This is a genomic window from Microcoleus sp. A003_D6, assembly GCF_036702825.1.
Classification (GTDB): Bacteria; Cyanobacteriota; Cyanobacteriia; order Cyanobacteriales; family Microcoleaceae; genus Microcoleus.
In genome coordinates this window covers 1-19,824 of the sequence record NZ_JAUBWA010000098.1, presented here as the reverse complement: position 1 = coordinate 19,824, position 19,824 = coordinate 1, and the positions used below count along the sequence as shown (strand labels likewise).

The following is a 19,824-nucleotide window of genomic DNA, read 5'->3' as shown; positions in this document are numbered from 1 at the left end:
TGAGATTGGGAAAATCACTCGTAACTTTTGAAATTTCCCTTTTCCGTTACCAAGTCTGGGCTGTGAAAATAAAAACTTGACTGCTGATTTACAGGTAAAGAAATCATCACCGCAGTACCTTGATTCACACCCGCGCTGTGCAGGGTAATGCTTCCGATCATAGATTCCATTATCCTTCGCGAGATAGCCAAGCCCAAACCGTTACCGCCAAACTTGCGAGTTGTAGAACCATCAGCCATCACAAAAGGTTGAAACAATTTCTGCTGGTGCTCGGGAGCGATACCAATTCCAGTATCTTTAATTGTCACCACCACCCAATTATTTTGACCGCCCTGGTCCTGACCGATCGCACTTTCCGGCGCACTGCCGTTAAAACTAGCAGAATTATTCCTCACTTCTAGCCGCACAGATATATTAATGCTGCCCGACTCTGTAAACTTAACGGCATTGCTCAACACGTTCAAAAACACCTGTTTTAGCTTCTCTGGATCGGCGTGAACAATAATCGGATCGTGAGGTTCTGGCAAGCTTAACTTCAAACCTTTTTCCTCAATTTGAGGTGTTTGCAAATCAATCGCGTCTTCCAGTACCTGGGTAATATCAACTACTTCTAACATCATGGAGAACGTGCCGGCTTCTATTTTAGCAATGTCCAAAATATCATTAATAATATTGAGCAATTGCATTGACGAGTCGTGGGCCCGCTGCAAGAACTCCATCTCTTCATCTCGGTCATCGCAGTAGCCGTCCCGCACAATTTGAATAAAACCAATAATCCCGTTGAGCGGCGTTCTCAGTTCGTGAGAAATATTGCCCAAAAATTCATTTTTTAACTGATTGGCAACTTGCGCTTCCTTGGTTGCGACTTCCAATTCTCTGGCCCTGGATCTGAGACCCTGCACCATGCTGTTTAGTGCTTCTGATAGTTGATTGAATTCCCTAATTTGGAAATTTTGCGGCACGGCCTGCGGCGCTTCTGTCTCTACTTTAAGCGCGTAGTCTCTCAGTTTTTCCAAAGGACGCGCCAAGTCCCGAGACAGATATAAAGTCGCGACGATACTAGCAGCAACCAAACCGACAATTAAATTAAATAAAACTTGCTGAATTTCTTCCAAACCTGATAGAGCGTAATCTAAACGAGAGACAGCTAAAATAATCCACTTGCTGTTCTCTTGTTTAGTTGAAGGACTGGGGATAGCCGCGTATCCTGCTAGCAACTCTACACCATTTTTTTCAAAGGAAAATAGATGGAGAAAAGCTTGTCCACCAGCGATCGCCCTTTTGACAATACTTTTTAGTCGATCGGCATCTGCCTCGGCATCGATATTGCGGCCCACGCGGTCGATATTCGGGTGCGCCAAAATCGTCCCATCTTGGTCGATCGCCACCGTATAGCCGGCTAGAGATCCCTTGGGAGCGCTGGTTTGCACCGGCAGAGCCGACTGCAAACTCAACGCATAACTCAACTGCCTGCTGTTGCCCCGACGAATGTAAACAGGAGCGCTCAACACCAAACTCACTTGGCTGTCGCGGCCTTCTTTGCTCGCATCTGAAAAATCCTCAGCACCCAAAGCCATCTTCTTTTCGTTTGCTTTTCCCTGTCGCTGCACAGGCCAGGACAGACTGATGTAAACGCTCTTGTCGTCCAGCAGCGTTTGCTGCTGCTGCACCTTCGGCCAAAAATTGGCAGGCAGCGACTGAATTGGCTGCTGCCCGCAAGTGCTTGCTATGACTTGATTTGTCTGTAAATTAGTCAATTGCAAGCAATCAACCTGCGCGGGCAACCGCTGCCCTAATTGCGCGATAAACTTTTGATAATCCTTCGGCTCTACAGACTGCAACATCGAGTTTTCCGAAGCGCCGATCAGATTCGACTTCAGCGATTTCGCCCACTGTTCAATAGTTTCTGCTTTTCTGACGGCACTTTCTGTCAAGTTTTGACGAGCAGTTTCCAGAAGCGTCGAGCGTGCCTTGCGATAGGTAACATACTCCCCCACCAGTAGAACAGGTACGCTGAGCAACAAAATCCGCGACAGTAAAATACGGCGAAAGGAGGATTGACCTAACTTAACCATAGGACGTATCTAAATTAAGGTACAACACCCAACAGCGACCATAGTGCAATAAACCACACTGAAAGCGCTAATTTGTCTAGGGTGCTTTGCTGACCGGAAAACACAGCTTCCGAACAACATTTAAACACAAAATTATATGAAGCCACTGTAGTAATCTTGATTCTAAGTGTGTTGACTTAAAGATGCTCAGCAATTTGTTTGGCAAATGGCTGTGATTTCGGTCACACTTCCATCATCAATTCTCGGATCGACTTGCACCCCATCGCCCTCGGGCAAAATCTTTCAGGCTGTAAAAAAGCCTCGGGTTGCCAGACGGCAGTTGGTTGAAGGTAGAATCGCATAGCCGCACTCGCCGGGCCGAAGGTAAGAGGTTAAAAGTTGTGTCTGTGCCTAGTGTACCCAGAGAATTATTGCTGGAACGCAATTTTTCTTTCCGAATCCCTTCGAGAGATGCCCCATTGAATGGGCGATTCGAGATTCTGCACCCTGTGAAAGATTTTTTTTGACATCCGATGATGGATTCGGTGACAACTATTCACCTGTCAAAAAAAAGAATGAGACGATCGAGTTGCCGATCGACTCTCACAACCCCGCAGGTGGCGAACATTAGCCCAAACAGCGCACCCACTCTCCGTAAATTTGCGGTAAATTTGCGGTCTCGGCAATACTCTCCATAGCTTAATCGATGAAAAAAAACTCCAGCAATTATACATATTATTACACAAACAACCGTCCCAGATATCATCACGCTTATTTGATATCTCCCCTTTTAGAAATGGTGGCGACACTCCAGGATGCCAGCCAGACAAAACTCCGAGTTTTGGATCTCGGCTGTGGCAATGGCAGCCTCAGTCACGTCATCGCAGAGCACGGCTGCGAAGTAGTCGGCGTTGACAGTTCTGCACCCGGAATTGCCATCTCCCGTCAAAGTTTCCCCGAGTGTCAGTTTATCCAAGCAGATATTTACGAACTCCCCGATACCGATATGCTGCACTCATTTGATATTGTCTTAGCCATTGAAGTAATCGAACACTTACTTTATCCAAAAGAACTGGCAAAAGCTGCAAAAAACTGCCTCAAGCCGGGAGGCAGGCTAATTATTTCCACCCCCTATCACGGTTATTTAAAAAACCTGGCATTAGCTGTTTCTGGAAAATTAGACAAACATTTTACCGTACTTTGGGATAACGGTCACATTAAATTTTTTTCAGTAGAGACGCTGACAAAATTATTAACATCGGAAGGATACACCGACATTAAATTTAAATTTGCTGGTCGGTGTCCCTATCTTTGGAAATCAATGTTATGCTCTAGTAAGTTCTCGGGAGAAGCTGAAAAAACATGAGTTGTGACTTGTAATTTTTCAGCGAATCAAGTTTCCTGAATTGACAAGCAGCACTCATAAAAAGTAAAAAACAAGTTTGAGCTAAAAAAGTAAAATGACTGTGGGCGTTTGAATATTAGGCGATCGGATTTGGCAGAACCAAGCAGCGCTCAACCGCAGCCTCGATGATAAATCTTCCCTACCCGTAATTTTAATTGAATAGACCTCTTGCAAAAATAGCTGGGACGGGCTCTGGGGCCCGTCCCACAAAAAGTTTTTTCTCTTGTGGGATGGGCACCAGAGCCCGTCCGAAAATTTGCTTCAAAGGACTTTTGGAAGAAGTCTAATGTGCTGGGAGATGGGTTTGTTTGCTGACGGCGGTGTGTTGGCGTCGAAACCCTACGCTGCGAGTGGGAATTACATCAGTAGACCTCTTGCAAAAGTCCTTTTAATCAAATTTTGGAACGGGCAAGATGCCCGTTCCACAAGGAAAAATGTTTTTTGTGGGATGGGCATCTTGCCCGTCCTAGTTATTTTTGCAAGAGGTCTAATAAAATGAGCGATTATTGTCGGGGGTGCAAGCAAGTTCGATCGCACGCGTGCGATCGGGCGAAAATGCCTGTCCGTTCAATTTTTTCTACTGGGACTTCCTGGCGCGCCACCGGGATAAACTTCATTAGTCATTAGTTATTAGTCATTTGCTACCGATAGCCCCATGCCCTTTGCAATTCTTATTTTTTCTCTGACTTTTCCCTAAACATTCCACAGCGTTTCCACAGGCAAGTCTGAGGTTTTCCACAGATTTCAGGAAGTTTTCCACAGAAATTAACGGCACGGTCGGATCTTGCTGGGGAATTGGGGATTTCGTTAACCTGCTGCCCAATCCCTCATACAAACCCAAAAAAGATAAAGTTATGTAACAAAAAAGGTAGTGAAAAGCTGATTATCTCGTAAATCTTTTTTTTACATAAAGGACTTTGTAACATTTCGCAATATTGACAAACCTACCCCCTGATAGCGCACAATGATGCGACCGACCTAAAAAAAAGCGCTCTGATTTCGGCTGTGCCAGCACCTGTATCCGGCCGAAAGGGGGGTTCTGTTTTCAATTTATTAGCGAGACTAAAAAAATGATGAACCCAACAGTCAGTATTTTTGCCGAAATTCCCGAAACGCTGCACGATTCTCTCAAAACTTACCTGGAAACTCATCCCGAATGGGATCTAGACCGAGTATTCTCCGCGTCGCTGTCGCTGTTTTTGTTGCAGAATGCCGACAGCAGTACGCCGGAAGCCTCGCGCAGCTACCGCCAAGCTGCGAGAGTTTATCTCGAAACTCTGTTTCAATACCCTCATCAAGACTTGCACAGCAACAATGTAACTCCGTCGTCGTGAAGGAGACGGGGAGACAGGGATAGGTTAATTCACAAGCTTCGAGAAAAATGCTTGAGAAATGCGGGACAGCTTACCGATTCCCAATTCCCATTCCCAATTCCCGGTTCCCAATTCGGTAATCTGAAAGCGGTTTTGCAGTACGCCCAGCAAAGAACGCAAGCGGTGCAAAGCCATGTAACATAAAGATTGCGATATTTTTAATATGTAATATGGAACTATTAGATACCTTGATTGTGGGTGCGGGTATTAGCGGTTTGAGTGTGGCGCACGCACTTCAAAAAGAAGCAACGAGTGCATCCCCGTTGAAGATTTTAGTCGCTGAGAGTCAGGGACGTGTGGGCGGGAACATCACAACTGCGACAGCGGGGGGGTTTCTCTGGGAGGAGGGCCCGAATAGTTTTTCGCCGACTGCGGAATTGATGAAGTTGGCTGTGGATGTGGGGCTCAAGCAGGAGTTGATTTTTGCCGATCGCAAATTGCCTCGTTTTGTTTATTGGCAAAATAAGCTGCAACCGGTGCCGATGACTCCAGCGGCGATGATTCAGTCTCAGTTGCTGAGTTTTCCGGGGAAACTGCGGGCGCTGTTCGGGGCTTTGGGGTTTGTGGGGCCGGCAATGGGCGATCGACTTTCGCAGCAGGGTGACGAGGAAACTGTTTCTCAATTTTTCCGCCGTCATCTGGGGACGGAGGTGATGCAGCGGTTGGTGGAACCTTTTGTTTCTGGGGTTTATGCGGGAGATCCGCAACAGCTTAGCGCGGCGGCGGCTTTTGGTCGGGTAACAAAGATGGCTGATGCGGGTGGCGGGCTGGTGGCGGGGGCGCTGCTTTCTGCTAGGAAAAGACCGAAGAAAATGCCCGCAGACCCGAATATTCCTAAAACTAGGCCGGGGGAGTTGGGTTCGTTTAAAGGGGGTTTGAAGGCTTTGCCAGAGGCGATCGCCGCTCAATTGGGCGATCGGCTAAAACTCAACTGGCACCTGACTCGCCTCGATCGCACAGAACGCGAAACTTACATTGCTGTATTCTCGACCCCCGACGGACAGCAGGAAGTTGAGGCCCGGACTGTGGTTTTGACAACACCGGCTTATGTTACAGCCGAGTTGTTGCAGCCTCTGCAACCGGAAGTTAGCAGCGCTTTACAAGCTTTTACTTATCCTACGGTTGCCTGCGTTGTATTAGCATATCCGGTGTCGGATGTCAAGGGTAAATTAGTGGGTTTTGGAAATTTAATTCCCAGGGGGCAGGGAATTCGCACTCTGGGGACGATTTGGACATCGAGTTTATTTGCAGATCGCGCGCCTGCGGGCTGGCAAACTCTCAGCAGTTACATCGGCGGGGCTACAGATTCGGAAATTGGCAATCTCGACGCCGAACAAATCGTTCGGGAGGTACACCGAGATTTGTCTCGGATTTTGCTGAAGCCGGAGGCGGCGCAGCCGAAAGTTTTGGCGGTGAATGTGTGGAAGCGGGCAATTCCTCAGTACAATTTGGGGCATCTCGATCGCCTGCAACAGATCGATCGGGGTTTAAAGTCTTTGCCAGGGATCTATTTGTGCAGCAACTACGTTGGCGGAGTGGCTTTGGGAGATTGCGTGCGAAGGGGTTTTGAGCGGGCGCAAGAAGTGCGCGAGTATCTTATATAAATTCCGGTTGCACCGTCAGGTGATTGTTGAGTGTTAACTGTTAGGTGTGGACTGTTGAATGTTATACCGTGTCCGGCCTTGTTAGCCTCCCCGCGCAGCCGAATGCCGAATGTTAAGCCCAGACGCCTCTAACTTTTAAAGTCAAGTTTGGTGAAATTCTTGTGGGGTGGGCGTCCCGCCCGCCCGAAAGATACTACTTAGATGCCCGACAGTTGACTAGGTTGTTGGCTCAAACTTGTAACCCACCCCCCGGACGGTTTGAATCATCGAAATTTGATTGGCATCTGGTTCAATTTTGCGGCGAATTTGACCGATATGGACATCAACCACGCGATCGGCTCCTACATACTCGTAGTCCCACACTTCATGCAGCAATTCCGATCGCCTCCACACGCGACCGGGTTTGCTGGCCAAACAGTACAGCAGGTCGAATTCTAAAGCAGTCAAAGCAACTATCTGACTGCCGATAATCACCTCTCGCCGGACAGGATCTATTAGTAGCTGTCCAAATGTAAGAGTTTGTTGTTCGGCGGGAGTAACAATGCGCTTGCGCTTCAAAATTGCTGCAACGCGAGCTCCAATCTCTACAAGACTGAATGGTTTAGTAATGTAGTCGTCAGCACCTTCGGCAAACCCTTTCATTTTGTCAGCTTCATCAGTTCTGGCAGTCAGCATCAACACAAACACGCCCGTCCGTCTTTGCATTTCTTGACACAGTTTGAAGCCAGTAGTATCGGGTAAATTTACATCTAGAACTACTAAGTCAGGATTGAGTTGCTCAAATAATTCCAGACCAGTCTGACCGTCCTGGCCAGACTCAACTTGATAACCTTGCTGGCTTAAAAAACGGTGAATTAAATTTCGGATTGCCGGGTCGTCATCAACCACAAGGATTTTTACAGGGGCCATGACCACAACTTTTCTTGAATAATTAGGCAAGAATATTCAGCCATAATAATAGAAAACTGGATACAAATCTGAAAAAAATTGAGCTTTTAATAGTTATAGCCATATTTATAACCTACGCAAGATTTCGGGCAATAAATCTCCGGGAACTTTGGATAAGGCTAAATTTTGGCCTGGCAGCCCGCATTCACTATAGAAAGCTCTAATCGTTTTAACAATATAGCTTAATGCTGTTTGCCGGGAATCAGCAACTTGGGAGTTGGCCGCAAACGGCAGGTTGAGTTTATCCCCATATGTTAACCCTTTGTCCTGGAGATGTTGTCCGACACCGGCGCACACTTGCAACTGGTGGTGCAGTGCTGCTTCTAAATGGCTTGTCTGTGCGGCTTTGTTGGCGGCGAAATCTGGGTCTGTGGCTAGTTGATAGTGGGCTAGTCCGAGATTGTTGCGGGCGGCCAAGGCGTCAAAGGTGAGTTGGGTTCGATCCTCTTCGAGGGCTTCGCTAACGAGCTTTCCGGCGATATCCAGGGCGGCTTCGTAGGCGGTAATCGCCTGCTGCAACGATTCCGTCCGGGCCTGCTTCTGCTGGAACTGGTTCGCCAAATGCCAATAAGCGGTACCGAGATTGTTGTAGGTGGCTGCTGCTGCTGCGGGTACTAATTCTCGGGTGCGGTATTTCAAGGCTTCGCGGTAGGCGGAAATCGCCCTGACTAGCAGGAGTTCTGAGGGTTCGTGCTGGGCGAGGTTCCAGCAGGCGGTACCGAGGTTGTTTTGCACTCCGGCATAGTTGAGGGGTTCTCGTTCGGGACTGTAGCAGGAGAGGGCTTGGGTGTAAGCTGCGATCGCGCTTTTGAGATATACGATCGGCTGACCGTCTTGAGCTAAATTCCAGTATGCTGTCGCCAGATTATTCTGAGCCGCAGCGTACTGCTGGGGTTCGACTGCGGGGTCGAGATCCAGCAGCGCTTGTTGGTAAGCTGCAACTGCTTGCTGCAAGTTCTCTGTCTTGTCTCGATAGCGGGCTAAATCTGCCGAGGCGATTCCCAAATTTTTGTTTAATCTAACGCGGGTTTGGGGTGCGCTCTCGGCATCTGTTCGATTCAAACCTTCAAGGTAGAGGGCGATGCTGCGTTCGAGGCAGGATACCGGATCTGAGGTGTTATGCTGCGTGCGATCGCGCGACAGCATCCAGTAGAAAGTGCCGAGATCGTTGAGGAGATCGGAAATTGGCGGTAGGCTGTTGGACTCTTGGGCGTACTGAGTTAAATTTTGTGTCAATTGGGCAATCAGCCGCGCGCATTCGTCGGTTGGCGGTTGATTTTGCTGCGAGTTGGGGTCGAGTTCGAGGTACGCAATCACTTGCTCGATCGCGCGAATGGCGATTGTCAGGTTTTGCTGCGAAGCGTCTCCGCCCAGAATGCGATCGCGGTAGCAATTCCCCAAATTGTAATAAGCCAAAGCCAATGCTTCGGAACAGCACTGATGTTCTTGCAGTAATTCTATGTATTGCAGAGTTTGCAGCGGCTCAAAATTGTCCTCCGACGCGACATTATTTTCTGCTTCCAACTCCCCAGAAGCCGCTGCTAGAACCAAATCTGCCAGTTCGACGGATTTAGAATCTGTTGTGGGGGATGGGGAATCGGCAACTTGGGATTGTTCCTGGGGAATTGGGAATTGTCCAGATAAAGAAGATATTAAAAATTTGTCGCCGGAGTCTCCGTTGTCCCGCAAGGAACCCAAGTTTTCCGAGTTCCCGAAGTCCTCGGAGTACCCTCCGTCTCCCTTAGCTGGAGTTGGTTCGCCTTCAAACTCAAATACTCCGGTTCGCCATTGCCAAAATTCTGGTGCCGATTGCTCGATCGAACTCAGCCAGGGGCGCGACACCCACAGCAACAGAGTAGACTCGCACATTTGCAGGTGTGCTTCGATGTCCCTCAAATAGCTCAGGAACGACCACTGTACGGCTGCTGAGTGCCGGCTCAGGTGTTCTGCCCCGATAATTTGAAATCCCGGCAAACGGCTGTAGCTGCCCCTGTTTTGGGGCGGTTGGTGTTGGGTCAGCCACGCGGCGATCGAGCCCCAAGGATTTGGATCGCTCAAGTCGAGTTCCAAACTGACAAATCGGGGGTACTCGCTCGGGGAGCGAGGAATGGAGCCGGCGCTGGCTAATTCTGCCTGCAAGCGGGCTGCCAGACAGTCCCGCAAGCACAAGTCGTCGCAGGCGGCGATAAAAATTTGACGGCGTAAATTGAGGTCGATCGCTTGTTTCAAGCGTTGGTATATCTGCTTGTTCGAGCTAGAAACTTTTTGGGAAGGAATAGACATCACAGTCAGCCGATTTTAGATTTTAGATTTTAGATTTTGGATTGTAGATTTTAGATTTTAGAGTTGAGAGTTGAGAGTTGAAATCTCGATCGTTAGTAGAGGTAGGGACACGGCAGTGCCGTGTCCCTACGACACTAGAAGAGCGATCGGGGTGTACTTCATAAACGTGGAATCTGCTGTAAATCGCAACAGGGCCCGAACTGCCGTCAATCGCACCAGTGATTACAAAAAAATTGTAGATTTTCAATTGGCAAATTTATGTTTTTGACGCTCGCGTCTGATTAATTGCCACCCAAGTCCCTGAACCAGAACGCAGAGATGAATAAACAAAATTTCTGCTTGTCTTATTTAGTTTTTCAGCTCGCAGCGCACGCTTCAGGAATGTTGCCACTACCTGCTTTTATTGAAACACAAAAACCATGTTTCCCTGGGTAAAGAAAACATGGTTTGTGGAAGGATTATTTTAAATTGTGATTTGAAGCAGCTTTGAGTGTCAGCTTAGTTTTCAGACTGAGGCCGCCACAAACACCAAACCGGCCACTAACATAGCTGCTGCAATACCCATGATGATGTAGTTGCGTTGCTGATTTTTGTTGGGAGGTAGGGCTTCATACACCTTCGGCTCTTTAGCAAAGTTGTTCAGGCGTCCATCGTCATCTTTGATGTAAGGCATCAGTCACAATCCTTAATATTTTTGATGTTTACAACTGTACCAAAAAAGCGCCCAGGAAAATTCGGGAATTTATTTTGAGGTGACAGTACCGGTTTCGGGGGAAGAGGCGATCGCATAATCCTTGACGGGCATCCTACCTGCTAAGTACGCCATCCGCCCTGCTTCTGCTGCCATTCCCATTGCTTTTGCCATCGCTGGGGAATTTTGGGCATTGGCGATCGCCGAATTAATCAACAGTGCATCGGCTCCCATTTCCATTGCTCGGGCCGCTTCGCTGGGAGTTCCGATCCCGGCATCGACAACCACAGGAATATTTACCGTGTCAATAATTATTTGAATGTTGGCCGCATTGTTGATTCCTTGTCCGGAACCGATCGGCGAACCTAAAGGCATGACTGTAGCACAGCCGACTTCTTCTAGGCGTTTGGCTAGTAGGGGATCGGCATTGATGTAAGGCAAAACGGCAAAACCTTCTTTAACTAATTGTTCTGCGGCTTCCAAAGTGCCGATCGGATCTGGCAGCAAATACTTAGCATCGGGAATCACTTCTAACTTGACAAAATTATTATCTTCTTGCCCTAAAAGTTTCGCCATTTCCCGGCCCAAACGAGCTACTCTAATAGCTTCATCCGCAGTTTGACAACCGGCAGTATTTGGCAGCATCCAAATTTTAGTCCAATCCAGAGCCTCTGCCAATCCTTCATGACCGGGAGCATTTGTTTGCACTCGCCGCACAGCTACAGTCACAATTTCGCACCTGCTAGCATTGACACTTTGCTGCATTTCTGCAATGCTGCGATATTTTCCCGTCCCCGTCATCAAACGAGAATGAAAAGTTTTGCCTGCAATAATTAGAGGTTTGTCTAAAGATGGCATTGCTGTATCTACTGGATAGCCAAAAATACTGTACTCAAGTGCTTCTTCCCACTGTGTTCTGCCACCCATCATCTCTTCAAGCTGCCAACCTTCTTTGATAGTTAGATCGTCGCGGGTAACAGCATATAAAATTTGCCCTAAAGTAATTAATTTAGCATCTCGCGGCATATTATTTTTCAACCCGCACTCTACGATTTCTTTAAATTCGCTGAAATGGTCTTCCATTTTGCCAGTCTTCCCTTGTAATGATTTGAATTTGTTTGCTGTTGGCAACAAAAATTATTTGTTGAATTTGGTTTTGGGTATCCCAAAACAGACCTTGTTTGATGCCAGCGTTGATTTTCCAGACATCGTAATTTTCTCGGTTGATGTGAAAAATAACTACTGATGCACCTTGATTTTTTGCCCTGCTGATTCCTTCTTGAACTCGATACCTGATATTTCTAGTAGATTCTGTTAGCTCCTTAAATTCACAAATCCGACCGTCAATCTCAGCATCTGGCGTTCTCACACTCTCTGCTGCTTGTTCGCTCAACATTTTAACTCTCATCCCTATTTTAGCCAAAACTTCAGCAAGAAATATTTCCGAATTATTAAGATTGTGTTGTTGGTGAATTAGCACAAATCCACCAGCTACCTCATCAAAATAATATCGCTGATATTCGGGTTCGGCATTTTCGTAGATGGCTCTGCTTGTCTCGATATATTCTGAATTCACCGTTATTATACTGTCAATAGACTCCGATCGCCTAAAATTAAATGTATGCAAGCAACTGTCGAGCAACTGGCCGAAATTGCGATATTTTCCAGCTTAAACCGAGCTGATTTAGAGCAATTGCAAGAACATACAGCTATTCGGACTTACCGACAGGGAGAAGTTGTGATGTATGAGGGCGATCGCATCCCCGAAAAATTATACACTCTTTTGAGCGGTTCTCTGCGGGTGGCAAAAACAGCAGCGGCGGGTAAAGAAACAATTCTCCGCACCCTATTTCAGGGAGATATCTTTGCCGCACCTGCTTTGTTAGGCAACGGCTTTGCCCCCGCAACTGTGACGGCAGAAACTGACGTGCAAGTTCTTACCACAGAACGGGAATTTTTGCTAGCAGCAATTCGAGAAAATCCCGAGATTGCTTTGCGAATATTGGCGGTGTTTAATCAGCGGTTGCAGCAACTGCACGAGACTGTGCACGGTTTGGTGTCGGAAAGGGCGATCGTGCGGCTGGCCCGATTTATTCATTACTTTGCGATCGAGCAAGGTACGAAGATTGTGGATAATCGTGTATGTTTAGAAAAACGTTTTCCCTACTATCAAATTGCTCGCAGTATTGGAATTACCTACGAAGAATGCGTGCGGTTGTTTAAGAAACTGAAGCCGTTTGTATCTTACAGTCGAGGGGGGAAGATTGCGGTGTTGGATTGGGAAAAATTGGGGGCGATAGCCTCGGGAGATGAAATAGATTGACCGCCCTTACAGGAATCGGGGCCGGCACGGAAACACCGCCCCTACAGCGACCAGGTTTATGACACTGCAAGGCAACAATCACAATTAAAGAAGCGAATGAAAATAGAAGATGAATTGCGACATTTATTAATAGGAACAAATCCTATCGATATTCCTGAAGGATTGGGGATTGTTCAAGTTAACGCTTATTGTCCAGGCAATGCAGGTGTTGTTCTTAGCAAATCTAGAGAAGTTCTTGAGGTGGTTCTGAGACAGAGTGCATTGGAATGGTTATCTGATGAGGATTGGCAAAGATTATTACCTGAATGGTTTGTTCAGAGATGTGCTCGATCAAAAACAGAAGAAGAGGATGAGCAATGGTTACAATGGTGGCGAGGACTTGAGTCAGAAGAAAAGTTTAATGAAAACCAAAGGTTAGAGTGGACGTTAATTGGTTGGATTGCTTGGTTTTTTCCTGATGATGAACGTCAATGGTTTTGGTGGGATGCTATTGTTGAAAGTAATAATCTGCTTCGAGTGGCGATCGAAATTCAAGCATGGCCTTTCCCCTGGGGCAGTCTTGCTTGGTTGCTTCGTGCTTCAGGGGCGACTACAGTAGAAACAGTAGAACCAGAAACAGAATAGTAGTTGAAAAAGTTTCCGAGCGTCAGACTATTACAGCCTTAATTAGCCTCCGAAAATGTCAATAAAAACGCCAAATTTTCTTCACCCTTCAAAGCGTGGGGAGCGCGAGCAGGCATGAAAACAAACACCCCCGGTTCCAAAACAATATCTTTACCTTCCAGAGTCAAAGTTCCTTTTCCTTCGATTACATTAACTGTGGCATTCCGTGCCGAGTTGTGTTCGGCAATTTCCGAACCTGCGGCCAGACAAACTAAAGTGTGCTGACAATTATTGTCTTTGACTAAAATTTTCGTCAGCACTCCGGCTGCGGGATATTCAATAGTGTCTCGGAGTTTGATTGCTGAAGATTGTAGCGGTAAAAGAGTAGCAGTCATAAAATTTTACTCCCTAATATTGTTGTTTTTTGGCACAGATGACGATGTAGCCTAAATCCTGTTGGTAATGCTGGAAAACTCGACGCATTGCTAAAACCCGATCGCGAATTTGCGATCGACTTAAAACATTCCACACAATCCGCACAGTACCCACAAACCCTTCATCTTGCAGCATTCGCGACAAATTTAGGAGGCCCATCGCCCCGGTTTGACACTTTTCTACTTGCAAACCCGCGTTTTGGTAAACACCAATCCAGCCAGACTCAGACAAAGGCGTTGAATTAGCCCGAGTCACTTCTGATAAAGCTTTTTGAATTTCAGATTCTCGGTTTCTAGCTAAAAGTTCGTGAGAGAGAAACTTGCCACCTGGTTTTAAACGATCGCAAATTCCAGATACAATTTTAGCTTTCCCCGACGGCGACTGCATGGTGAGGATAGCTTCAGCCAACACCCAATCAAACCGTTGGGAAATCCGATCCAAGTGAAAAATATCTCCTTCCACAATTTCTACTCGATCGCTCAAACCGGCTGCTGCAACATTAGCACGAGCGCGGGCCACACTGTCGGGATTTTTCTCAACTCCCACTACTTTTACGCCAAAACGTTCAGCAAGGGCGATCGAACTATATCCAAAACTAGCAGCCAACTCCAAAACAGTCTCCCCTGGCTGAAAATCCGCCCATTCAAATAACATTTCCGTAGCAAGTTTCCCCCCCGGCCTCAGCATTTTCTTGCCAGCCGCTGCGAGCACTTCATGTCCGGGTGCAGTCTTAAAATTGAGAGCAGTATTGGTCATTAAATTGACCTCCTATTTAACCTTACTTTCAGTTTGCCAAATTATCCCAAATCTTTCTACGATCTAGCTCATATTCAAATTATCGTAGAGTACATCAATCGATTTTCGATTTTCGATTAAAGACACGGCAATGCCGTGTCCGGCGCGGGGATTCGGGACACGGCATTGCCGTGTCCGGTTCGTGGAGTAGGACACAGCATTGCCGTGTCCCTACTTTTAATAATTGGTATAAGATTGAGGATTGCAGAAACATCATCATTTTGTGCGATCGCGCAAATTACACTGGGGATTCTTTGTACTCGGAGCTCTAACTTGCTACAATCTAGTCGCACGCCACTAAAACGGATTATGACCGAACTATTAGATGAGACGCTTTCTATTGAAATCGCCGATCGCATCAAAAGCAACCGTAAAAACTGCTTTGACAACGCTTGTAAAGCAGCGTTAGCCACAGAGGGCGCAATCTACGTCCAAGGATTTTTAGCTGTGCCTGGAGCACCGTATAAACCCATCGAGTATAGCTGGATTGAACTCGACGAGCGAATTGTTGACCCAACCTTTCCGCATCTAGGCTTCATCGCTCAAGACATTCATTACTTCCCAGTACAGCGCTTCAGCGTCAAAAAACTCAAAGCAATCCTAGAAGAATCAAAAGAAGATTATCCAGAAGACGATCCCCTGCCGGTTTACGGCAATCAACCTTATGAATATTACGGCGATTTGATGTTAGGCGGTAGCGATTACCAAAAGACTTACGATTTGGCTTCCGCTAAATGCAGAGAATTGAACCAACCAAAAATACAGAAATCGAACTAATTTATGACTTACAAAAAAGGTGGGAGGCGCTACTTAAAGCGGTAATGTACACCCTACAAATAGAGTTTTAACTGAGTCCTGAAGAGGCAAACCTCGAATAATTGAAAGCAGCTAATAACGGATCTAATTTTTGATTCCAAATTAAATCAGCCAACAATTTAGCCGTCACCGGAGCCAACAAAATGCCATTGCGGTAATGCCCCGCAGCTAGCGTCAAATTATCCCAAGCACTAGCACCCAAAATCGGCAACTCATCAGGAGTAGCCGGCCGAAATCCCCACCAAAACTCCAGAATCGGATAATTTTTTAATTCGGGATATAACTTAATAGCTCCTGCTAGCAAACTTTGCATTCCCGCCGCAGTATTTCCGGGAGTAAATCCGACATTTTCGCTAGTAGCGCCGATAATAATTCTGCCATCTTGACGCGGCACAATATAAATGCCAGTTCCGAATAAAACTGTTTGCAGCGGCTGAATCGCTCCACAATCTTCTGGGACGCATACTGACAGCATTTGCCCCTTTCTTGGAAACACAGGAATATTCAATAACTGCTCAGACCAAGCACCCGCAGCCAAAACATAACGGTCAGCTTGTAATTTTCCTGCCGTTGTTTCTACTCCAAAAACTCGGTTTCCCTGCCGAATAATTTCCCCTGCATTACCTTGAATAATCTCAATTTGTAATTCTTTACTTGCAACTTGAAGCGTCCGAAATAAAGCGCGATTGTCAACTTGAGCGTCGTCAGGATACCACCAACCGCCAATTACTTCTTGACCTAATCCCAATTGATGTTGGCGAACAGTATCTCTGTCCAACCATTGATAATTAAGGTTTGATAAAAGCGGCTTTTCTTGAGACTCATTTTGACACACTGGCGCGAGAATTCCCGATCGCCAATATCCCGTTTTCAATCCAGTAATATCTTCTAGCTGTTCGACCCAGGCGGGATAAAGTGCGCGGCTTTGCAAGCACAAATCGAGCATCGGACTGGGGGGAATTCGTTCGGCTTGGGGGGCTAGCATTCCGGCGGCCGCCCGGGCCGTCGGTTGTTTAGAATCGACGGTGAGAACGGCGACAGAAGCCCCTCGCAATTTGAGTTCAACTGCTAGCGAAAGGCCGATTATTCCGCCGCCAATAATCAGAATATCTTTAGATGAATTCATTGACTTGTTGCCAGAAATCCTTAACTCTATTATCTATAATGGTAAGGTGCGTCAGATGCCGAAATCCTCGATAATCGTTTTAGAACTTCGTCTGACGCACCCTACGAGTCGATTGGATTGTAACAGAAGCTTTAGTCCTAAGATCGACAAAAAATCTATCCGATTGGTTTCCAGACAGTTTCAGATCCCTGGCCCCAGAAACCGTCATATTTTGTCACCTTAATATCGCCTAAAACCTTGGTTTGGCAGGACAAACGGCGGTTGGATGCGGAAGAATGGGGAGGAAGCGAAAGTCGGGCTTTTTCGCGCCACTCGGGCTCGGAAACTTCGCCCTCGACGTTGACGGCGCAGGTGCCGCAAGTACCGAGGCCGTGGCAGTTGATGACTTTGGCGTTGCCGTTGTAGAGATCGATGCCGTTTTTGAGCAAAACTTCACGGAGATTGGCTTCGCGATCGCACTCAAATGTTTTTCCTTGCGCTTGTACCTTAACCACAGTAATTTACCCCTGTTAGATTTATGTTAATTTTCATATATATTATCGCATTAATTTCAAATAAATCCATCTAATATAGTAAGTGATATATTACCAATTTCTCGATCGCAATTTCCCATGACAAATCGGCTCTGGATCTACGATACCACGCTGCGAGACGGTGCTCAGTGCGAGGGACTCTGCTTATCTCTCGAAGATAAACTGCGAATTGCTCGTCAGTTAGACAGTTTAGGAATTCCCTTTATTGAAGGCGGCTGGCCCGGGGCTAATCCTAAAGACGTACAATTTTTTTGGCGGCTCAAAGAACAGCCGCTAACTCAAGCAGAAGTTGTAGCTTTTTGTTCGACTAGGCGGCCGGGAACTACGGCAGCTAATGATGAAATGTTGCAGGCTATTTTGTCCGCCGGTACTCGCTGGGTGACACTGTTTGGCAAGTCGTGGGATTTGCACGTTATTGAAAGTTTGAAGACGACTCTAGAAGAAAATCTGGCGATGATTCGAGATACAATTGAATATTTGCGGAGTCAGGGAAGGCGCGTTATTTACGATGCCGAACACTGGTTTGACGGCTACAAGCACAATCGAGATTATGCTATTAAAACTTTAGAAGCGGCGGCGGATGCCGGTGCAGAATGGCTGGTGCTTTGCGATACCAACGGCGGCACTTTACCTCACGAAATCAGTCAGGTTGTTCGCGATGTGGCAGAAATAATAGAAAGTTGGGATATTTCTGAACCGGAAATTGACCCCCCCCAACCCCCCCTTATTAAGGGGGGGAGAAAGTCTAAAATTCAACTGGGAGTTCACACTCACAACGACTCGGGAGTTGCGGTTGCTAATGCTTTGGCTGCGGTGCGGGAAGGGGTGACGATGGTACAGGGAACTATTAACGGTTACGGCGAACGCTGCGGCAATGCTAATTTATGTTCGTTGATTCCTAATTTTCAGCTCAAGTTGGGTTATGATTGCATTCAAGACGAGCAATTAGTTAAATTAACTCAGGTTAGCCGATCGATCAGTGAAATTGTCAATCTTGCACCCGACGATCATGCTCCTTTTGTCGGCCTTTCGGCTTTTGCTCATAAAGGCGGAATTCACGTATCGGCGGTTGAGAAAAATCCATTAACTTACGAACACTTGGAACCGGAAAAAATCGGCAACATCCGGCGAATTGTGATTTCCGATCAAGCTGGTTTGAGCAATGTTTTGGCGAAGGCTCGCACTTTTGGCATTGATCTCGATCGCAAAAATCCTGCTTGCCGCCAAATTCTGGAAAAATTGAAAGATTTGGAAAGCCAGGGATATCAATTTGAGGGTGCTGAGGCATCTTTTGAATTGTTAATGCGGGAAGCCTTGGAACAGCGGCCGCCGTGGTTTGAAATTAAGGGATTTCAAGTCCACTGCGATAAGGTTGGCGAAGATTGTATGGCTTTGGCAACGGTGAAATTGTCAGTAAACGGGACAAATATTTTGGAAGCTGCCGAAGGAAACGGCCCGGTTTCGGCTTTGGATGCGGCTTTGCGGAAAGCTTTGGTGAACTTTTATCCCGCCATCGCCCATTTTTACCTCACAGATTACAAGGTGCGGATTCTTGACGGCGGTGCGGGAACTTCTGCTAAAACTCGCGTCTTGGCTGAGTTTAGTAACGGTCAAGACCGCTGGACGACTGTCGGGGTTTCTGGTAATATTTTGGATGCTTCTTGTCAGGCTGTTGTTGAAGGTTTGGAGTACGGTTTGGTGCTAGAAAATCAAGAGGCGATCGCCCTAGTTTGCAGAGTGCATTGATCGAGTAGAAAATAGCAAACAAAAACCGGGCGGGCAGGATGCCCACCCCACAAGAAAAATCACTCTTTGTGGAACAGGCATCTTGCCTGTTCTTGAGAATGATGCAAGATGTGAGATAAAATTGAGACAATTTGTGGACAATGCCCAGTTAGAGGCGATCGTTCGGTAAAATCTGTGGAGATTTGGGTATGGCGAATAGCTTATCAATTCCAGAAGATTATCGTAAACAACCCAACGCTGACGCTAAGAGCGTACATCGTGGGCTTTGAAAGAAGTCCAAAGTTTACCAGACTCAGGTAGCAATACCTACGTTAGGAGTAAGCGTTAAAGTTCTTACCTTGGAATGCGAAGCTAGTTCCAAGCTCTAAAACTCAAAAGTTAAACAGGCTTAATGGGTTAAACCAGTGCTTTTGAGATAGTACCGACTCCTAACATTGTCGAAGCTAACTTCACCTAAGAAATTAGAGAGGCAGAAATGTCAAATTACACGCTAGTTATTGATAAAAACAAACAGCCGTTAAGTCCATGTCATCCCTCGGTAGCAAGGAAATTACTAACGTCTGGAAAAGCTGCGGTATTTCGTAGATTCCCGTTCACTATCATTGCGCGACGTAGTTAAGCTACGTGTTCTGAGTGGAGAGCCTTCTCTCCCAACGGATTTCGTCCCGTTGTCCCCACGTAAAAGGGTCACGCTACCCCGGTCACGTTAGTAGTAAATAATGAACCTAATGGAATGCAGACCACGAAAGTAGCCTAATCTAACAGCCTAAGTTAGAAAGGAGCAAGGGGAAGCACGGAAGGGTTAATCACCAGTAATCATCGTTTGTACACTTCGTGATGAACAAAGAGTGAAATCAGGCTGAAACACTCTCACCAAAAGGTAAGTGGGTAGAACTAGAGTTGATGATTTTCTAGTCCGACGAAATATAATCCCACCGGAGTAGAGATGGAACCCGACCCGTGACGAATCTCAAACACATAGAACTGCGGAAAGCCCTATAGGTTCTCAGTAGGGTGCATCTCACTTTGGCGAGTATGCCAAAAAAGGGTTAAAATGAAAAAGCCAGTAAAATCGCCAAATAAAAATAA

At 46.6% G+C, this 19,824-nt stretch carries 18 protein-coding genes and 1 pseudogene; 8 read left to right on the top strand and 11 right to left on the bottom strand.

Going from position 1 to position 19,824, the window contains the following annotated elements:
• Positions 1-14: 14 nt before the first annotated feature.
• Positions 15-2,075, bottom strand: coding sequence for a sensor histidine kinase (locus QUB70_RS23590; protein ID WP_332983765.1), 2,061 nt, complete (start codon positions 2,073-2,075; stop codon positions 15-17).
• 685 nt (positions 2,076-2,760) lie between these two features.
• Here QUB70_RS23590 and QUB70_RS23585 point away from each other — a divergent pair.
• Positions 2,761-3,420 (top strand): class I SAM-dependent methyltransferase, encoded by a 660-nt coding sequence (locus QUB70_RS23585; protein WP_332983764.1) that lies wholly within the window; start codon positions 2,761-2,763, stop codon positions 3,418-3,420.
• 1,112 nt (positions 3,421-4,532) lie between these two features.
• On the top strand, positions 4,533-4,793 hold the full coding sequence (locus QUB70_RS23580; protein WP_332983770.1) for a DUF2811 domain-containing protein: 261 nt from the start codon (positions 4,533-4,535) through the stop codon (positions 4,791-4,793).
• Positions 4,794-4,817: 24 nt separating this feature from the next.
• On the opposite strand, the gene QUB70_RS23575 is transcribed toward QUB70_RS23580, so the two are convergent.
• Positions 4,818-4,967, bottom strand: a complete 150-nt coding sequence (locus tag QUB70_RS23575) for a hypothetical protein (protein WP_332983763.1) — start codon at positions 4,965-4,967, stop codon at positions 4,818-4,820.
• 35 nt (positions 4,968-5,002) lie between these two features.
• On the opposite strand from QUB70_RS23575, the gene hemG reads away from it, so the two are divergent.
• A complete protein-coding gene (gene hemG, locus QUB70_RS23570; RefSeq protein WP_332983761.1) occupies positions 5,003-6,436 on the top strand; it encodes a protoporphyrinogen oxidase in 1,434 nt (477 codons plus the stop codon).
• Between the two features lie 216 nt (positions 6,437-6,652).
• Here the strand turns inward: hemG and QUB70_RS23565 are convergent, their stop codons facing one another.
• The 5 genes from QUB70_RS23565 to QUB70_RS23545 form a co-directional block, all read right to left on the bottom strand.
• Positions 6,653-7,345: a response regulator transcription factor gene (locus QUB70_RS23565; protein ID WP_332983760.1), complete on the bottom strand. Its 693-nt coding sequence runs from the start codon at positions 7,343-7,345 to the stop codon at positions 6,653-6,655.
• A 105-nt stretch (positions 7,346-7,450) separates the two neighbouring features.
• Complete coding sequence (locus QUB70_RS23560) at positions 7,451-9,667, bottom strand: hypothetical protein (RefSeq protein ID WP_332983758.1); 2,217 nt, start codon at positions 9,665-9,667, stop codon at positions 7,451-7,453.
• 505 nt (positions 9,668-10,172) lie between these two features.
• On the bottom strand, positions 10,173-10,340 hold the full coding sequence (gene psb34, locus QUB70_RS23555) for a photosystem II assembly protein Psb34 (protein WP_332983757.1): 168 nt from the start codon (positions 10,338-10,340) through the stop codon (positions 10,173-10,175).
• 69 nt (positions 10,341-10,409) lie between these two features.
• Entirely contained in the window at positions 10,410-11,216 is an 807-nt protein-coding gene (locus QUB70_RS23550) for a thiazole synthase (protein WP_332983769.1), read from the bottom strand.
• 199 nt (positions 11,217-11,415) lie between these two features.
• Positions 11,416-11,934: a hypothetical protein gene (locus QUB70_RS23545; protein ID WP_332983756.1), complete on the bottom strand. Its 519-nt coding sequence runs from the start codon at positions 11,932-11,934 to the stop codon at positions 11,416-11,418.
• Between the two features lie 45 nt (positions 11,935-11,979).
• Between QUB70_RS23545 and QUB70_RS23540 the strand changes: the two genes are divergently transcribed.
• The gene (locus QUB70_RS23540; protein WP_332983755.1) at positions 11,980-12,681 is read left to right on the top strand and encodes a Crp/Fnr family transcriptional regulator; all 702 of its coding nucleotides are present in this window, start codon (positions 11,980-11,982) and stop codon (positions 12,679-12,681) included.
• Between the two features lie 96 nt (positions 12,682-12,777).
• A complete protein-coding gene (locus QUB70_RS23535; RefSeq protein ID WP_332983754.1) occupies positions 12,778-13,305 on the top strand; it encodes a hypothetical protein in 528 nt (175 codons plus the stop codon).
• A 38-nt stretch (positions 13,306-13,343) separates the two neighbouring features.
• Here QUB70_RS23535 and QUB70_RS23530 read toward each other — a convergent pair whose 3' ends face one another.
• Complete coding sequence (locus QUB70_RS23530) at positions 13,344-13,679, bottom strand: cupin domain-containing protein (RefSeq protein WP_332983753.1); 336 nt, start codon at positions 13,677-13,679, stop codon at positions 13,344-13,346.
• Between the two features lie 13 nt (positions 13,680-13,692).
• Positions 13,693-14,475 carry an SAM-dependent methyltransferase gene (locus QUB70_RS23525; protein WP_332983752.1) on the bottom strand — a complete coding sequence of 261 codons (783 nt, stop codon included), beginning with the start codon at positions 14,473-14,475 and terminating at the stop codon, positions 13,693-13,695.
• A 348-nt stretch (positions 14,476-14,823) separates the two neighbouring features.
• Between QUB70_RS23525 and QUB70_RS23520 the strand changes: the two genes are divergently transcribed.
• Positions 14,824-15,291: a hypothetical protein gene (locus tag QUB70_RS23520; RefSeq protein WP_332983751.1), complete on the top strand. Its 468-nt coding sequence runs from the start codon at positions 14,824-14,826 to the stop codon at positions 15,289-15,291.
• A gap of 67 nt (positions 15,292-15,358) precedes the next feature.
• On the opposite strand, the gene thiO is transcribed toward QUB70_RS23520, so the two are convergent.
• Together thiO and QUB70_RS23510 are read right to left on the bottom strand one after the other, a co-directional pair.
• A complete protein-coding gene (thiO, locus tag QUB70_RS23515) occupies positions 15,359-16,456 on the bottom strand; it encodes a glycine oxidase ThiO (protein WP_332983750.1) in 1,098 nt (365 codons plus the stop codon).
• Between the two features lie 155 nt (positions 16,457-16,611).
• A complete protein-coding gene (locus QUB70_RS23510) occupies positions 16,612-16,950 on the bottom strand; it encodes a 2Fe-2S iron-sulfur cluster-binding protein (protein ID WP_332983749.1) in 339 nt (112 codons plus the stop codon).
• Positions 16,951-17,067: 117 nt separating this feature from the next.
• Here QUB70_RS23510 and cimA point away from each other — a divergent pair, with 117 nt between their 5' ends.
• Positions 17,068-18,735 (top strand): citramalate synthase, encoded by a 1,668-nt coding sequence (cimA, locus tag QUB70_RS23505; RefSeq protein WP_332983748.1) that lies wholly within the window; start codon positions 17,068-17,070, stop codon positions 18,733-18,735.
• A 475-nt stretch (positions 18,736-19,210) separates the two neighbouring features.
• Positions 19,211-19,348, top strand: a pseudogene (locus QUB70_RS23500) (RRXRR domain-containing protein); the annotation flags it as partial.
• Positions 19,349-19,824: the final 476 nt, after the last annotated feature.

Excerpts from the sequence above, each read along its gene's own strand:
- QUB70_RS23590 (WP_332983765.1), bottom strand. The coding sequence starts at position 2,075 with ATGGTTAAGTTAGGTCAATCCTCCTTTCGCCGTATTTTACTGTCGCGG.
- QUB70_RS23585 (WP_332983764.1), top strand. The coding sequence starts at position 2,761 with ATGAAAAAAAACTCCAGCAATTATACATATTATTACACAAACAACCGT.
- QUB70_RS23580 (WP_332983770.1), top strand. The coding sequence starts at position 4,533 with ATGAACCCAACAGTCAGTATTTTTGCCGAAATTCCCGAAACGCTGCAC.
- QUB70_RS23575 (WP_332983763.1), bottom strand. The coding sequence starts at position 4,967 with ATGGCTTTGCACCGCTTGCGTTCTTTGCTGGGCGTACTGCAAAACCGC.
- hemG (WP_332983761.1), top strand. The coding sequence starts at position 5,003 with ATGGAACTATTAGATACCTTGATTGTGGGTGCGGGTATTAGCGGTTTG.
- QUB70_RS23565 (WP_332983760.1), bottom strand. The coding sequence starts at position 7,345 with ATGGCCCCTGTAAAAATCCTTGTGGTTGATGACGACCCGGCAATCCGA.
- QUB70_RS23560 (WP_332983758.1), bottom strand. The coding sequence starts at position 9,667 with ATGTCTATTCCTTCCCAAAAAGTTTCTAGCTCGAACAAGCAGATATAC.
- psb34 (WP_332983757.1), bottom strand. The coding sequence starts at position 10,340 with ATGCCTTACATCAAAGATGACGATGGACGCCTGAACAACTTTGCTAAA.
- QUB70_RS23550 (WP_332983769.1), bottom strand. The coding sequence starts at position 11,216 with ATGCCATCTTTAGACAAACCTCTAATTATTGCAGGCAAAACTTTTCAT.
- QUB70_RS23540 (WP_332983755.1), top strand. The coding sequence starts at position 11,980 with ATGCAAGCAACTGTCGAGCAACTGGCCGAAATTGCGATATTTTCCAGC.
- QUB70_RS23535 (WP_332983754.1), top strand. The coding sequence starts at position 12,778 with ATGAAAATAGAAGATGAATTGCGACATTTATTAATAGGAACAAATCCT.
- QUB70_RS23530 (WP_332983753.1), bottom strand. The coding sequence starts at position 13,679 with ATGACTGCTACTCTTTTACCGCTACAATCTTCAGCAATCAAACTCCGA.
- QUB70_RS23525 (WP_332983752.1), bottom strand. The coding sequence starts at position 14,475 with ATGACCAATACTGCTCTCAATTTTAAGACTGCACCCGGACATGAAGTG.
- QUB70_RS23520 (WP_332983751.1), top strand. The coding sequence starts at position 14,824 with ATGACCGAACTATTAGATGAGACGCTTTCTATTGAAATCGCCGATCGC.
- thiO (WP_332983750.1), bottom strand. The coding sequence starts at position 16,456 with ATGAATTCATCTAAAGATATTCTGATTATTGGCGGCGGAATAATCGGC.
- cimA (WP_332983748.1), top strand. The coding sequence starts at position 17,068 with ATGACAAATCGGCTCTGGATCTACGATACCACGCTGCGAGACGGTGCT.